This is a genomic window from Lactobacillus sp. ESL0701 (assembly GCF_029433445.1).
In the GTDB taxonomy this organism is placed as follows: Bacteria; Bacillota; Bacilli; order Lactobacillales; family Lactobacillaceae; genus Lactobacillus.
Genome location: NZ_JAQTIC010000003.1, coordinates 174,750 through 189,380, shown reverse-complemented (window position 1 = coordinate 189,380; position 14,631 = coordinate 174,750). Strand labels below are relative to the sequence as shown.

Genomic DNA, 14,631 nt, shown 5'->3' with positions numbered 1-14,631 from the left:
ATTACACCTACTTATACTTAAACCATGCCTTACTACTACGCTCATAATATTTATAATGGGTAGTAACCAAGCGACCATGACACACATGTTCTGGAAAAAACTTATAAAGAATATAGCAGGTAATCCCCATCTCAAAATCCCCTAAATGAGCTTGCTCGGGAAAGAACTTTTCATTTACAGCATCTTCAGCAAATAATTTAACCACAATAGCCAAGAACTCAAGCAGCATTTCTCGTGTACCAACGAGGACGCCCGTATTTAATAATTGCAAATGACGATTTTTACTAATAAATTCTGCTAAATACCCCGGCTTAGCATCATTAGTAATGGTTGTTCCTGTAAGATCATTATCTTCATCTCCTACATACAACATGCCATTCTTCACTTGATCAAAAGGATAGTTCAGCATTTCTACATCACCAGCATCAACTAAAGCTGCCTTCTCGATTTCAGGATGCCGTAATAAATATTCAAAGGTAACTTCCCAACGAAAAAAACGTCCTTTATAACTAGAATAATTAGCAAATGGCTCTACCTGAATTATTTTTTCTAGGGATGGCGGCATTATATCATTTGAAAAATTAATTAATGCATGTAACTCGATGCCAAATTTTGCTGTTGACTCATACAAATTATGAGTCTTTTCAATGATATCAATTTCATCAAGATTTTGACCTGTTTGTTTATCAGGTATCTCGGTAAGAAACTGTGTAATAACAACATTTTTACCCATTTGTGACTCCTATTGTAATTAGTCTACCAACATTCTTAATGCATCTCATAACAAGCTCTATTAATTTTATCTTGACAACTAGAAGCGATCATTTTCAAATTTAAAGTTTATCCTGATCTAAAATTAACTTATAAATATTTAACTAGTCATCTTTAATATATTATTATATAAAATCGATAATTAATGATGCATGACAGTGTATATTATAAACCACCAAAATAAATACTTGCAATATAAATTTCTTTATTTAGTAATATATATTAGAGCAGCTTAAAAGCAGAGCTAAAATCAATCAGCTCTGCTTTTGGTATGTTATTTAATTTTGGCTAATATCTCATTAACCCAAGTTTGATTACGCTCACCCTGCGGTTTAAATTCAATTAGCCGCTTAGTTGAGTTCCAGCTATCATCCACACGACTAATTACTAACTGCAAATATTCACTGGGTAAATCGGACTTAATTACCTGCGGCCATTCAATTACGACTAATCCAGGTTCTGCCAAATAACTATTTAAATCAATCGAGGACAGATCGTCATTTTCTAAACGATAAAAATCCATATGAAATAACGGCAATTTTGCTTCGCGATACTCACGCACGATGGTAAAAGTCGGACTCTTTACTGGTCGTTTAACACCTAACGCCCGACCAATCCCTTGCGTTAACGTTGTTTTCCCTGCACCTAAGTCACCATTCAACAGCAATAAGTCGTGCGGCTGCGCCGTTTGAGCAATTGCTGTTCCGATTTGCTGCATTTCCGCAGCGGAATTAACTTCTAATTTCATTATTTTTATTCAGCCCCCAAAAGCGCTTGGGCAGCTGTTAAAATTGCCATATTGTAAATATCTTGACTGCTGGCACCACGTGATAAGTCATTGACTGGTGCGGCAAGTCCCTGCAAAATCGGACCAATTGCCGTAAAGTTACCCAGGCGCTGGGTTATTTTATAAGCTAAATTCCCTGACTGCAACTCTGGAAAAACAAAAATATTCGCTTGACCCTTGAGTGCGGAGTTCGGGGCCTTAGTTGCGGCAACTTCTGGTACATAGGCCGCGTCAAACTGCAATTCACCATCGGCAATAATCTCAGGATGTTGCTTGTGGAATAACTCGTTAGCTTCTTGCACCTTGTCGACCATTTCACCCTTAGCAGAGCCTTTAGTTGAAAAACTCAAGAATGCCACCTTAGGATCAATATCAATTAGTCGTGCTGTTTGCACAGATTGGTAGGCAATTTCCGCTAACGTGCTGCTGTCAGGTTCAATGTTAATTGCACAATCAGCAAAAACATACTTTTCGGTGCCGCGCTCCATAATAAAACTTCCAGAAACTCGGTGCATCCCGTCAGCTGCATGAATTAATTGTAAAGCTGGACGCACAGTATCAGCTGTTGAATGTGCCGCACCTGATACCATTCCGTCAGCCTTACCCATTTTCACAAGCATTGTGCCAAAATAATTAGGGTCTTGCAGCTGTTTAGCAATTTCTTGCGGCGTAAAACTTTTACTTCGAGCAGCAGCAAATGCCGTTATCATCTCATCTAAGTGCGTATAAGCCGCAATATCAATTACAGTTACTGTACTAAGGTCGCGTTCATCAGCTTGAGCTACTTGAGCAATCTCTTGCGAATCCCCCAACAAAATTGGTTCAATTATTTTTTCTTGTGCTAACCGGCTAGCCGCTGCAATCACACGCTTATCGGTTCCTTCTGGAAAAACAATCCGATAATTCTTATGACTTGCCTGTACCTTATCTTTTAATAATTCAAAAACACTCATTATCTTCACCTATGCTAAATCTGCTTGGGCAACTGTCTAAGGCAATTGCCAATCTATTGGCGTTTCACCAAACTTTTTCAATGCGGTATTACACCGTGAAAACGGTCGTGACCCAAAAAAGCCACGATCAGCTGAAAATGGACTTGGATGAGCTGATTTAATCACAAAATTCTTCTCTTGGTCAATTAATGGGATTTTATTTTGCGCGAATCTACCCCACAGAATAAAAACAACCTGACCCCGATCACTCAAAGCCTTAATCGCTGCATCCGTCACTTGCTCCCAGCCCTTGCCTTGATGACCATTAGCATGACCATACGGAACTGTCAAAACGGCATTTAGCAATAATACACCTTGGTCCGCCCACTTTTTTAAGTAGCCATGATTAACTGGTTGACAACCCACATCATCGTACAATTCACGATAAATATTTTGTAATGAAGGCGGCAGATTAATTCCTGGCATCACCGCAAAGCTCATCCCTGTTGCCTGACCAGGATTATGATACGGGTCTTGTCCCAAAATAACTACCTTGGTCTGCTTATACGAAGTTAACTTAAAAGCCGTAAAAATATGATACATATCTGGAAAGATTTGCTTAGTTGCATATTCCTTCTTTAAAAAATCGTGCAGTTGCTGGTAGCCATCACTTGCAAATACCGGTGCTAAAACCTCATCCCAATCATTACCAATAAACCGTTTCATTATCCATGTAGCCTCTCTTCCGTTAACTTCAATATTATCATGAAACCAAGCGCTAATGGCAACAAAATTAGCTAAATTAGCAATAATCTTAATGTCATTCTACTTAAAAAGTAGGGTTAATATTTTTATGATATGTTAATATTAATTTAAAGAAGTAATTAGTTAGTCTAACTAAGGGAGGATTGAATTTTACCTTGATTAAATTAGTAGCTTGCGACCTTGATGGCACGCTATTTAACAGCAAAGTAACCATTTCTGACGAAAATATTGCGGCCATTCGTGCTGCCCAAGACAATGGCATTGAGTTCCTAATTGCAACAGGTCGGGCACCTAAACAATCACGCGCAGTTATTCGTAATTATGGACTGCGAACGGGTTTTATCAACATTAATGGTGCCTTGGTTTACGATGAAAATGACACTTTGCAAGTCAAACACGCTTTACCTAAGCAAAAAGTGATTGCTGCTGCTAATATTTTGCGTAAGCACAATATTTATTTTGAAATCGTGACTGCTGACCATATTTATTCTGAAGATATTAGCAAACGTGTCTTCAACTTGGCCCACTCATTAATTACCCTTAATCCCAAATTGTCTTTTAAACAGGCAGTTGCAATTTCCGGCGGCAGTAATGCAATGTTAAATATGACATGGGTTAACAATTTTGAACAACTTTTACGTGATCCCGAGATTGAAGTTATGAAAATAATCGGGTTCGACAGTCGCGGACCTGCCTTATTAACCAAAATTAAACAAGAACTGGCACTTATCAGTGATCTTGCAATTACCTCTAGTTCTGCCATCAACATTGAAATCAATGACAGCCATGCCAAAAAAGGAACTGCCTTACTCGATTATGCCAAGAAAAAAGGCATTAAGCGTGACGAAGTTGCCGCAATCGGCGATAATTTAAATGATGAAAGCATGATTCGCGATGCTGGAGTTGGCGTGGCAATGGGTAATGCCGTCCCCAAAATTAAAGAACTTGCACAAATCGAAACTAAAACTAACAACGAAGACGGTGTCGGCTATATTTTAAGGAAGTTTATCAAAGATAATGCTAAAGAATAGAGGTATTATAGATGCGCTACTTATTAGAGTTAAGTCAAGAATCCGAATACGGACAAATTCCTGTCGCTGACGAAAACGGACAAATTCAGTATATTATTCAGGGAAATTTAGATAATCCTAACCATACTTTATATTTAAAGACGCGCAACCATGAAGAAATTGGTCGGCTATACGCTGATGGCAATGGTCTTATTTCTTCATTTACTATTGATGTCGTCAACCATTCACTAGTTAAAGTTAAGCGCCTCAACAGCCGCATGACCAACTTATTTTACCTGACACGGCTTAATTACCTTGTTACTGGCAGCATTAAAAACGGCAGCTACAAATTTCTCTTTGGCATTAAAAAAGTGGCCACCGTCAAAACTAAAGTCGGTAAAACTGGCGTCACCTTAACTTGTGATATTACCCGTCCAGAAGATGTCCCCTTTATCTTACTAAGTGCCACACTCTTTACGCAATGGCACACGACACCGTTAAGATTGCCGACCTTCCCGCCAATTGGTCGCAAGGTCAACATTAATTTAAATTAAAACTCATATCAAGAATAGCCCCATAATTGATAAGCTAACAATTATGGGGCTACTTTTGTATTAATTATATCTTAAACCAACTAAACAAATCATTAATTAAATACTAGTTCTTAAATTTTTCTAACCTTGATTCTACAATTTCGTCATTTAATTCTTGCTCATAGCGACTAATTTGTCCCCGATCCCAATTATAGTAATCTGACATATACTTGATAACGCCTACTTTAATCTTATCTAAAGTATCATTTTTAAATAAGACATGGTACGTCCGACGCAGCAAGTAATCGACTGGCGTCAACGTCATTTCTTCATTGAGCGAATAATCAAGAGCAGCGGTCTGTCCTAATGTTAAGCCAGCTGCTGGTTCAATTTCTTGTGCATGCTCAAAAATTTGCTCTGCTTCTGAACCAAAAAGATTAGCTATTTCTTTAGCATCTTCTGAGCTAATTCCACTTTCAACACCGTCCTGAGCAATTGCCGCCAATTCTGCTTCAGCATTATCTGAATCAAAGTCGCCACCCGCTACCTTAATTTCAGCTGAATCTTGCAAAATAAAGTCTTTACCAAAATCATCATGTTGCTTCTGCTTAATTTTAGCCAAAGCACCATTAGCCATAATCCGATAATCTGTCAACTTACCACCAGCTAAAGTAATCAGTCCATCCTCAGCTTCTGTCAGTGAACTACCACGCGAAACAGCAGATGGTGCTGACGTACTATCTGACACACTAGCACCACTAACAGCATCAGCAGCTTCAGTTGGACTAATTTCAGCTTCAATTAAAGGTCGAATACCTGCCCAGCTGGCTTCAATATCATCGACTGTTAAGTGAGCAGTCGGATATTTTCGATTAATAATATCTAGTAGATAATCAATATCATTTTGTTCAACTGTTGGATGAGCATAATCACCAGCAAAGTCAGTATCGGTCGTACCGAAGTATGTTTTGTTTTCTCTTGGAATTGCAAAAATCATGCGACCATCAGCAGTTCCTGAACCAAAGTAGGTTGGTTGTGATACCTTCAAACGTGATTGATCAACTACTAAGTGCACACCTTTAGTTGGACGTAAACGCGGCTTCTTGTAATTCTGCTCATCCTCTTGTCTTACAGTATCAGACCACGGTCCAGAAGTATTAATTACCACATTAGAATGAATAACAAATTCTTCGTTTGTTAATTGATCTTCAACTTTCACAGCATTAACGCGACCTTGATCATCATGTAAAATATCAATGCACTTCAGTCGGCTAACAGCAAGACAGCCTAAATCATGAGCCTTTTTAACATTTTCTAATACTAAACGTGAATCATTGTTTTGATAGTCAAGATAGACCCCTGCTCCCTGCAAGTTAACTGGATTCAACTGTGGCTCACGCTTTAACGTTTCTTCCTTATTGATGGTATAGTTGGCATATTTCATTAATGGTGAATCACCTTCAATGCCCGCTAAATGATCATATAAGTCCATTGCCACCTTAACAGAAAACATTGTAAAAGTTGTTCCTGGTTCATCATAAATTGGCAAAATCATGGGATCAGGTTGCGTCATATGTGGTGCAATATGCTGAATTACGGCACGTTCCTTAACCGTGTCCGAAACTACTTGAACGTCGAATGTTTTTAAATAACGAATCCCGCCATGTACCAGTCTAGTTGAGCGAGAAGATGTGCCGCCACCAAAATCCTGCATATCAATCAGACCAGTTTTCATCTTAGCTGCGGCTGCTTGCAAAGCGACCCCAGCTCCAGTAATACCGCCGCCGATAACTAGCAAGTCTAATTTTTCATTTTTTAAACGTTCAATTTCTTCTTTTCTTGTTGTTAACGAAAATGTCATTTTATTCAATCTCCTAATTTCTAATCTTCTGCTTGATAAGGATGATATGAAAAGCTTTGTGCTGCTTTAACCGCTGATTGCCAACCTTGATACAAGTTATCACGTTCTGCCGCATTCATTTGCGGTTTGAAAATTTTCCCTACCTTCTGAATTTTTTTAATTTCGTCAACATTTTTCCAAAATTTGATTGCTAGACCTGCTAAGAATGCTGCACCCAAAGCTGTTGTTTCCAAATTGGCGACACGTTCAATTTCTATTCCTAAAATATCCGCCTGAAATTGCATTAAATAATCATTATTAGCAGCCCCACCGTCAACCTTAAGTTTAGGAATTGAAATCCCCGTGTCCTTACGCATCGTGTCAATGACATCACGACTTTGATATGCCAACGACTGTAAAGTAGCCTTGATAAAATCATCTCGTGAAGTACCACGAGTTAGCCCAAAAACAGACCCCCGAACATTGGAGTCCCAATATGGTGCACCTAAACCAGTAAAAGCAGGCACAACAAAGACCTCGTTATGATCAGTGGAATTACGAGCTGCTTCTTCAGATTGCGGCGCATCGTCAATAATCTTCATCTGGTCACGCAACCACTGAATTGCCGATCCCGCAACGTAGATACTACCTTCCAACGCGTAATTGACCTTACCATTAATTCCATAAGCAATTGTTGTCAATAAATTATTAGCAGAAAATTTAGGCTTTTCGCCTGTATTCATTACGGTGAAGGCACCTGTACCATAAGTATTCTTAACCATTCCTGACTCAAAGGCTAACTGACCAAAAAGCGCTGACTGCTGATCACCGGCTATACCAGCAATCGGCACTTGACTGCCATAAAAGTGATAATCGGCTGTCTGCCCATAAATTTCTGAATTAGATTTAACTTCTGGAAGCATTTTCCGTGGAATATTAAGCAGCTTTAGAATATCGTTATCCCAATCAAGCTTAGAAATATTGAATAACATGGTTCTGCTGGCATTAGAATAATCAGTAACATGAACCTTGCCACCAGTTAATTTCCATACCAGCCAAGAATCAATCGTGCCAAATAGTAACTCACCTTTTTCAGCACGTTCTTGTGCACCAGCAACATGGTCCAAAATCCAACGAATCTTGGTAGCTGAAAAGTAAGCATCAGGAATCAGACCTGTCTTTTCATGAATTAGATCTTGATAGCCTCCTTTAATTAACTGATTTGCCAGTTCCGACGTCTGCCGCGATTGCCATACAATTGCATGATAAACTGGTAACCCGGTTTTCTTATCCCAAATAACTGTCGTTTCCCGCTGATTGGTAATCCCAATACCAGCAATTTGCTCTGGCTTAATACCTGAATTAATAAATGAATTAGCAATCGTGGATAAAACCGAATTCCAAATTTCATTAGCATCATGTTCTACCCAACCCGGCTTAGGAAAGTATTGTCGAAATTCCTTACGTGAATCAATTACCTTTTTACCAGCATGATCCAAGATAATTGCACGTGTACTTGTCGTCCCTTCATCAATCGCTAAAATATATTTTTCAGCCATTTCTACGTCTCCTTTTTACTACTAAAAATAATTTAAAGTAAAAGTATTATTCGTTACACTAAAAATTCTACTCTGTCATTATATGAAGCGCTAACATATAATAGTAATAACTTATTAGTTGAAGTTATGAATCGAGGAAAACTAATGAAATATAATTTGATGGCAATTAAATATTTTGTTGATGTAGTTGAAACTCAAGGTTTTACACCAGCTGCCAAAAGAAATTTTGTTTCACAAACTGCTATCAGTAATGCTGTCAAAAATTTAGAAAAAGAAATTAATCTTAAACTGATTGATCGTTCCACTTCACATTTTAAAGTTACTTCTGCAGGGGTTAACTTTTATCACTATTCTGTGGCCTTGCTTAAGCATTACTATAACTTTAGCGAAAAAGTCAGCCAGCTTAATAACTCATATAGTACACTGCGGATCCATTATTTACGCGGCTTTAGACACTGGGCTATTTATTTAGCACAAAGCCTGAAAGAAACAATTCCAGATATTCAACTACAATTAGATACGGAAAACTTTTCTGGCAGTATTCCCAAGCTAGACGCTAATGATTACGATATTTTGATTGGCTTTGCTACTGCTGTCAGTAAAATTAAAGATATTCATCTTAAAAGTATCGGTACTGCTAATTTCGGAGTTTTAGTCAACAATAACTTTCAAGAAACTAGTAGTACCAGCCAATCATTATTTTTGCAAAAATGGTCAGCAACGGACAACAATGATGTTCAAACTAAGATTAGGATTATCCTAAAAAAGATGAATATTGACTATGATCCTGTTATCTACCTAGATAGTTTTGATGCAGCACTAGCAAATATTATGTTAAATCATGGTATGGCACTCTATCCTAAAGAACTAACCATCCCCAAAGATTATGCTAAAGAAGTTTGCTATTTACCAAATATTCCAAGTTTACAATATGACGTTGTAGCAATTTATAAAGACCCGACTATTGATAAAATTTTAACTAATAGCTTAGTTAGATAAAGTGCTATTCGACAAGCAACTAAAAATACCAGATAAGCTTTAAAGCCTATCTGGTATTTTTATATTTAGTTTTCAGTAACTAGCATTTTACTTTTTGGGATGTAGTCAATATGCTTTACAAATTGTCCCTTATGCTTAATAACAACATATTTTTGATTGGGATCATAACCACCAAAGTTTTCAAGCTTATACCGTAACTTATTCCCATCTTTATCAACTGCCTGAATGTTACGGTAATCTTGCGTACCCTGAGGCACTTCAGCATAATCAGTTCTCATTGAAATAAACGGATTAAAGTAATCAATGACTTCATCCACAATCGGTATATGACTTATCATGATAAATGCAATTAGGGCTACGATGACAATCACACTATTTAAGAAAAATTTTTCAATATGCTTCATTTTCGTCTCCGTCAAAGATCTTAGTGTTATGCATAAATAATACAGTATTGAATATAAACAAAATAGCATGTCTATCATATATTGTCAATAACTAGTATGAGTAAAATTTGGTGTCCTATCGTTTTATTTATTAAAATAATACAAGCAAAACAAAAATTATAATTAATAGTGATTTTTGATTTAATTGGTAAAAATGCCATAGTTCATCCATCACCAGCATGATTATCATAAATAAAGTGATAAACAATAATGCAGTTGGCAAACAATACTTTCCTAGCAAAATAAGTGTTACTACGAATAAAAAGCTGATACTTACAACGGTAAAAATTAATATTTTGAGCCCAATGACAAAACATAATTGACCCAAACTTTTGAATCTGATGCGGACAAAACTCTGTTCCAAAAAATCATCAAATATTTGGTCATACACAAATAAAATTGAAAACCAATAAAATAAATTTGTAGCAAATACACCAATTGTCTTAGTTGCTGATACTAGCGGCTGACTAGTATTACCTACTTCCCGTATAGTGACCCCCCAAACAATTGTTACAATTAAAATTAATAATAGGCTTTTGCTAATTCTCTTAATCATAGTCCCCTCGCAGCAGCAGTACATGAATCATTAAAAATTCAACAATAATCCATACCACACTAATATAGTTATTAAGTAATGAAATTAATGAATTAGAATTTAAAAATAATTCTGTTCCCGGCAAAAAAGCAAAATGATGAAGCAATGGCAAATTTACCTTCAGAATTGCAAACAGGCAACAGCAGAAAATTAATCCGCCTACAAATGTCATGATTTGCTTTTTAAAATATAATTGAAACAATGTGAATAATACCAGCCAAGAATAGATATCTAAGACTTGCAGCCATATAAGCATTAAATCCTTGATTGTAATTACAAAAGTTGGCTTGATTCCTAAAAAAATTGCCGCAAAAACTGATGCTAAGAAAAAGGCCAACTCTAAAATTAAAGCAAAAACAAATTCACCAAAAAGATAACCATCAAGCAAAGATTTTTTGTTGCCTAGTCTTATTTGTAATACATCACCAAATCCCGTGCCAATAACTCTAGTGATATCAAAACCAACAAATAATGTAATCACTGGAAGGACAAATAAAGATAGCTCGGGACTAACCGCTACATTACCAAAAATCAACATCATGTTCATTTTGGCAGGAAGAGTATAATTACTTAAAAACGAATAGACAAACGCTGCCAGCAAGATAGTTGCTAATGTCAGCTTTAACAAATTTCTGTAACTTGTTTGAATAATAAATTTATTCACTCACGCTCAACTCTTTATCTTGAATTTGCCATTTTCGATTACAAATTTCATTAAAACTATCATCATGAGAAACAATAATCCATGTTTTATCGGGCTTTTCTTGATGTATTTTAGCTATTAAATCAATAAGCTTTATTTTTGAAGTCTTATCAAGACCATTAAGTGGTTCATCAAGCAAAATAAGTTTTTCATCTTCCATCAATGCTTGAGCAAGACCTAATTTTTGATTCATTCCCAAAGAATACTTTTTAACTTTTGTTTTATTTTCTGGATCTAAGCCGACTAACTTCATGTAGTGCTTGACTGTCGACGCATCAATCTTATGCTTTATTCTAGCTAATGCACATAAATTCTCTAAGCCACTATAATTTCCGATAAATTGGGGTGCATTAATCATTACTGCAGTATCAGAAGCAAACTTGCCCTTTGATAATTCCTGATTAAAAACACTTACTTTCCCATTATTAGGTCGCAGTAACCCACAAATTACTTTTAACAAAGTAGATTTACCTGTACCATTATCACCGTTTAATAAAATCAAATCACCAGCATTAACAGTTAAGTTGACATTAGTTAAAAGAACATTTTTGCGAAATTGTACTTCAACATTTTCAAGAGTAACTACCTTCATCATTAATACTCTGTCCTTTCATGAAATTTATTCAATCCATAAATAATTACAATTTCACAAATAACCGTCGCAATTATTAAAATAACTGGCTGTAACAATTGATTTGGCTTTGTAGCAGTAGTAAATATATTTAACAGATTAATTGGCATGTCAGCTTCAGGCAGAATTTTTAGCATAAATAAAAAAATCGGCAAAAAGAAATTAAGTAATATTGCTAACGCAAAGACCTGCCACTTTTTCTTCAAAAATAAATTGCAAATTAGTGGTAACAGAATTATGCCAAAATCTACTACAATCGTTACTAGCAAAAAACCGATGGTCCCTAAAAAACTTCCACTAAAGCCAATTAATCCAGTTTTGATAGGTAGCCTTGGATTACTGCCATTGGTTAGCAGCAACAGAATATATGATACTAACCAACTAATAAATACAAAACTAACGGTAATTACAAAGCTACTTTTTATTTGCTCAAAAATAATATTATGTTTACTCCGCAATAATGACCATTCTCTAAAACTAGTAAACCAATACGGCGTTGCTATTTGGTAGCCAAGAAAGATAATGATCACGGGAATAAAGTTATATTCAAAATAAATTGGCGAAAAATTTCCTTCTAATGCCCGATAATATAACGGATAGCCAACAGCAATCTTATTATTCACAATCAAAACAAGTGCGACATAAATAATGATAGCACTTGTAAAAATCAGCCAACTAATCTTATTTACACCACGATATTGATTAATTTTGCTCATAATTGCGCTCCCTCATTCTTAAAAAAACAACGATTCTCTAATATGAGAACCGTTAGAACTGGATCATGGACGCCATTCTAAATAACCTGTGGTAGTGCGTAGATTATATCGATTAGTTTGAAATACTGCCTTAATTTTTGATCCTTTAGCATCAGTTTCTACATATTGAGCATATTTATTTCTAGCTTTAAAAGTTTTCCAACTCCCAATTAATTTATTGCCTGTATTAGCAACATTACCTACAATCTGATATTTATTTTTACTAGCTTTCAAGCCCTGTGTATTGCTAGTAGCTTTACGCTTTTTTGTTGACCACCAAGTTCTCCCTGCTCTAGGTAAAGTTATATTTGTACCATACCACGTATGAGAAGCTGATACTGTAACTGGTGCTATTAGTGAAGCAGCAATAAAAATAGCAGTTAAGGCTTTAACAAATTTATTTTTCATAACGTTTCTTCTTTCTAATATCTATATTTGATTTATCTATGGATAATCTATACAAGCTTCTTCAATAATTAATTCATAGAAATATTATTTTTATATAATAAATAACAATTATCTATAAAGCTTTTATATATCCGATACTTATCATATCTCAACTATTTTTAAAAGTCTGTGCAAAATTTGCACATATTTAAAATTATAAAATTATTTAGTATAATTATTATATATTAACAATTAAAAGGATGATATATATTTATGAACACATTTGGGGAAACTATCCGACAATTACGTTTATCACGCTCAATTAGTCAGGAAGATTTAGCTGAAGGACTATTTGATCGCAGTACCTTATCTAAGATTGAATCTGACAAAGTATACCCTTCACGAGAAAATGCTAACGAAATGATTTTTCGACTTAGTTTAGGTCTAAATGAATTTGAATATGTTCAAAAGGGATATTTGCCGACAAAAAAGAGTAAAATTTTGTATGAACTGCTCAATTTACAAACTAGTACTGAAACCGACAAAATTAAAAAAATCATCGTAGACTGTTCTGCTACTAATGATGACGATCTCAAACGAATATCCTTAGTATTAAAAGCACTTTTATTACTAAATGAAAAAGATGGTCTAGAGCCGGCGAAAAAACTGGTTCAACCTATTTGGAATGACTATTTAAGCAAGATTAAGATTCTAACAATTACCGATATTTGCCTATTAAATATGATTGCCTATGCTTTTGACTATGAAACTAACAAGCAAATCATTAATAAGATTTTATATACAATCAATAACTATTATCCTTTTTTAAAATCATTAAAATGTAGCGTTCTAATTAATCTAAGCAATTTACACATTGATGAAGAAAATTATCAAAAAGCAAAAGATACTTTAACTCAGGCTGATAAATTAGCACAAGAAGTTGGTCAATATGATAAGTCACTTCTTTGTCGTTCTGAAATTGCTCTCTGCGATCAAGACTATAAACAAGCTTTATACTATGCCGACTTACTTAATAAAATTGGCGCCAGTACTGTTGCTCAACCACTAAAAGAGGAAATTAACAATAAACAAAAATTACATAATTAAATATTCCAAACTAAAAACCAGCCACTGCTTATTTGCAGTAGCTGGTTTTTAAATATTATTAGTCTTGGTAATTAACCAAAGCCAAGAATGAATCTGGCTTGAGGCTAGCACCACCGACTAAACCACCATCAATATCAGGTTTAGCCATTAGTTCCTTAACATTGTCAGGGTTAACGGAACCACCATATTGAATGCGAACATTTGCGGCAGTTTCTTCATTATAAAGGTTCTTAACAGTGTCGCGAATTGTCTTACACATCTCTTCGGCTTGGTCTGAACTAGCAGTCTTACCAGTACCGATTGCCCAGATTGGTTCATAGGCAATTACTAAACTAGCAACTTGTTCAGCTGATAAGCCTTTTAAAGCTTCCTCAATTTGACCAACTACCCATTCTTCTTGCTGGTTAGCTTCACGTCTTTGTAGTGATTCACCACAGCAGATGATTGGTGTAATGCCATTAGCCAGCAAAGCCTTAGCCTTCTTGTTAATGTCTTCGTCAGTTTCGTGGAAGTAACCGCGCCGTTCTGAGTGACCGATAATGCAGTAATCCATACCCATTTCTTTTAAAACTTTAGGTGAAGTTTCACCAGTGAAGGCACCTTCATCTTCAAAATAGGCATTTTCTGCACCGACTTTTAGGTTAGAACCCTTAGCAGCTTGTGCTAGATTTTCAAGGTCAACAGCTGGAGCACAGATCAAGGCTTCAACTTTAGTAGATTCTGGCAACTTACCTTTAACGGCATCAACAAATTCAGTTGTTTGTTCTGGATTCATGTGCAATTTCCAGTTACCAGCAATAATTGGTGTACGCAT

General features: G+C 35.7%; 17 protein-coding genes. 4 read left to right on the top strand and 13 right to left on the bottom strand.

Annotation, left to right across the window (positions count from 1 at the left end; translation table 11 throughout):
• Positions 1-7: 7 nt before the first annotated feature.
• The 4 genes from PT281_RS03845 to PT281_RS03830 all read right to left on the bottom strand — a co-directional run bounded on the left by PT281_RS03845 (position 8) and on the right by PT281_RS03830 (position 3,219).
• Positions 8-733 (bottom strand): hypothetical protein, encoded by a 726-nt coding sequence (locus PT281_RS03845; RefSeq protein WP_277152204.1) that lies wholly within the window; start codon positions 731-733, stop codon positions 8-10.
• 312 nt (positions 734-1,045) lie between these two features.
• The gene (gene tsaE / locus PT281_RS03840; RefSeq protein ID WP_277131305.1) at positions 1,046-1,522 is read right to left on the bottom strand and encodes a tRNA (adenosine(37)-N6)-threonylcarbamoyltransferase complex ATPase subunit type 1 TsaE; all 477 of its coding nucleotides are present in this window, start codon (positions 1,520-1,522) and stop codon (positions 1,046-1,048) included.
• 2 nt (positions 1,523-1,524) lie between these two features.
• The gene (gene pta / locus PT281_RS03835) at positions 1,525-2,511 is read right to left on the bottom strand and encodes a phosphate acetyltransferase (protein WP_277152202.1); all 987 of its coding nucleotides are present in this window, start codon (positions 2,509-2,511) and stop codon (positions 1,525-1,527) included.
• Positions 2,512-2,547: 36 nt separating this feature from the next.
• A complete protein-coding gene (locus tag PT281_RS03830; RefSeq protein WP_277152260.1) occupies positions 2,548-3,219 on the bottom strand; it encodes a uracil-DNA glycosylase in 672 nt (223 codons plus the stop codon).
• A gap of 191 nt (positions 3,220-3,410) precedes the next feature.
• Here PT281_RS03830 and PT281_RS03825 point away from each other — a divergent pair, with 191 nt between their 5' ends.
• Together PT281_RS03825 and PT281_RS03820 are read left to right on the top strand one after the other, a co-directional pair.
• Complete coding sequence (locus PT281_RS03825; protein ID WP_277152200.1) at positions 3,411-4,286, top strand: Cof-type HAD-IIB family hydrolase; 876 nt, start codon at positions 3,411-3,413, stop codon at positions 4,284-4,286.
• 11 nt (positions 4,287-4,297) lie between these two features.
• On the top strand, positions 4,298-4,819 hold the full coding sequence (locus PT281_RS03820; RefSeq protein ID WP_277152198.1) for a hypothetical protein: 522 nt from the start codon (positions 4,298-4,300) through the stop codon (positions 4,817-4,819).
• Between the two features lie 103 nt (positions 4,820-4,922).
• On the opposite strand, the gene PT281_RS03815 is transcribed toward PT281_RS03820, so the two are convergent.
• Complete coding sequence (locus PT281_RS03815) at positions 4,923-6,659, bottom strand: FAD-dependent oxidoreductase (RefSeq protein ID WP_277152196.1); 1,737 nt, start codon at positions 6,657-6,659, stop codon at positions 4,923-4,925.
• A gap of 20 nt (positions 6,660-6,679) precedes the next feature.
• Complete coding sequence (gene glpK / locus PT281_RS03810; protein WP_277152194.1) at positions 6,680-8,197, bottom strand: glycerol kinase GlpK; 1,518 nt, start codon at positions 8,195-8,197, stop codon at positions 6,680-6,682.
• Between the two features lie 144 nt (positions 8,198-8,341).
• Between glpK and PT281_RS03805 the strand changes: the two genes are divergently transcribed.
• A complete protein-coding gene (locus tag PT281_RS03805) occupies positions 8,342-9,196 on the top strand; it encodes a LysR family transcriptional regulator (protein WP_277152192.1) in 855 nt (284 codons plus the stop codon).
• 65 nt (positions 9,197-9,261) lie between these two features.
• On the opposite strand, the gene PT281_RS03800 is transcribed toward PT281_RS03805, so the two are convergent.
• The 6 genes from PT281_RS03800 to PT281_RS03775 all read right to left on the bottom strand — a co-directional run bounded on the left by PT281_RS03800 (position 9,262) and on the right by PT281_RS03775 (position 12,731).
• Complete coding sequence (locus tag PT281_RS03800) at positions 9,262-9,600, bottom strand: YxeA family protein (RefSeq protein WP_277152190.1); 339 nt, start codon at positions 9,598-9,600, stop codon at positions 9,262-9,264.
• A gap of 130 nt (positions 9,601-9,730) precedes the next feature.
• Positions 9,731-10,195 (bottom strand): hypothetical protein, encoded by a 465-nt coding sequence (locus PT281_RS03795; protein ID WP_277152188.1) that lies wholly within the window; start codon positions 10,193-10,195, stop codon positions 9,731-9,733.
• Entirely contained in the window at positions 10,188-10,898 is a 711-nt protein-coding gene (locus PT281_RS03790) for a hypothetical protein (protein ID WP_277152187.1), read from the bottom strand. The genes PT281_RS03795 and PT281_RS03790 overlap by 8 nt, the downstream gene beginning before the upstream one ends.
• A complete protein-coding gene (locus tag PT281_RS03785) occupies positions 10,891-11,532 on the bottom strand; it encodes an ABC transporter ATP-binding protein (RefSeq protein ID WP_277152185.1) in 642 nt (213 codons plus the stop codon). Before PT281_RS03785 ends, PT281_RS03790 begins: the two co-directional genes overlap by 8 nt.
• Positions 11,532-12,284: a hypothetical protein gene (locus tag PT281_RS03780; protein ID WP_277152183.1), complete on the bottom strand. Its 753-nt coding sequence runs from the start codon at positions 12,282-12,284 to the stop codon at positions 11,532-11,534. The genes PT281_RS03785 and PT281_RS03780 overlap by 1 nt, the downstream gene beginning before the upstream one ends.
• A gap of 63 nt (positions 12,285-12,347) precedes the next feature.
• Complete coding sequence (locus PT281_RS03775) at positions 12,348-12,731, bottom strand: hypothetical protein (protein WP_277152181.1); 384 nt, start codon at positions 12,729-12,731, stop codon at positions 12,348-12,350.
• 252 nt (positions 12,732-12,983) lie between these two features.
• On the opposite strand from PT281_RS03775, the gene PT281_RS03770 reads away from it, so the two are divergent.
• Positions 12,984-13,817 carry a helix-turn-helix transcriptional regulator gene (locus PT281_RS03770; protein WP_277152179.1) on the top strand — a complete coding sequence of 278 codons (834 nt, stop codon included), beginning with the start codon at positions 12,984-12,986 and terminating at the stop codon, positions 13,815-13,817.
• Positions 13,818-13,875: 58 nt separating this feature from the next.
• Here the strand turns inward: PT281_RS03770 and tpiA are convergent, their stop codons facing one another.
• On the bottom strand, positions 13,876-14,631 hold the full coding sequence (gene tpiA / locus PT281_RS03765) for a triose-phosphate isomerase (RefSeq protein ID WP_277152177.1): 756 nt from the start codon (positions 14,629-14,631) through the stop codon (positions 13,876-13,878).

Bases quoted from the DNA above. Each gene is read 5' to 3' on its own strand.
- PT281_RS03845 (WP_277152204.1), bottom strand. From the start codon at position 733: ATGGGTAAAAATGTTGTTATTACACAGTTTCTTACCGAGATACCTGAT.
- pta (WP_277152202.1), bottom strand. From the start codon at position 2,511: ATGAGTGTTTTTGAATTATTAAAAGATAAGGTACAGGCAAGTCATAAG.
- PT281_RS03820 (WP_277152198.1), top strand. From the start codon at position 4,298: ATGCGCTACTTATTAGAGTTAAGTCAAGAATCCGAATACGGACAAATT.
- PT281_RS03815 (WP_277152196.1), bottom strand. From the start codon at position 6,659: ATGACATTTTCGTTAACAACAAGAAAAGAAGAAATTGAACGTTTAAAA.
- glpK (WP_277152194.1), bottom strand. From the start codon at position 8,197: ATGGCTGAAAAATATATTTTAGCGATTGATGAAGGGACGACAAGTACA.
- PT281_RS03805 (WP_277152192.1), top strand. From the start codon at position 8,342: ATGAAATATAATTTGATGGCAATTAAATATTTTGTTGATGTAGTTGAA.
- PT281_RS03800 (WP_277152190.1), bottom strand. From the start codon at position 9,600: ATGAAGCATATTGAAAAATTTTTCTTAAATAGTGTGATTGTCATCGTA.
- PT281_RS03795 (WP_277152188.1), bottom strand. From the start codon at position 10,195: ATGATTAAGAGAATTAGCAAAAGCCTATTATTAATTTTAATTGTAACA.
- PT281_RS03785 (WP_277152185.1), bottom strand. From the start codon at position 11,532: ATGATGAAGGTAGTTACTCTTGAAAATGTTGAAGTACAATTTCGCAAA.
- PT281_RS03780 (WP_277152183.1), bottom strand. From the start codon at position 12,284: ATGAGCAAAATTAATCAATATCGTGGTGTAAATAAGATTAGTTGGCTG.
- PT281_RS03775 (WP_277152181.1), bottom strand. From the start codon at position 12,731: ATGAAAAATAAATTTGTTAAAGCCTTAACTGCTATTTTTATTGCTGCT.
- PT281_RS03770 (WP_277152179.1), top strand. From the start codon at position 12,984: ATGAACACATTTGGGGAAACTATCCGACAATTACGTTTATCACGCTCA.
- tpiA (WP_277152177.1), bottom strand. From the start codon at position 14,631: ATGCGTACACCAATTATTGCTGGTAACTGGAAATTGCACATGAATCCA.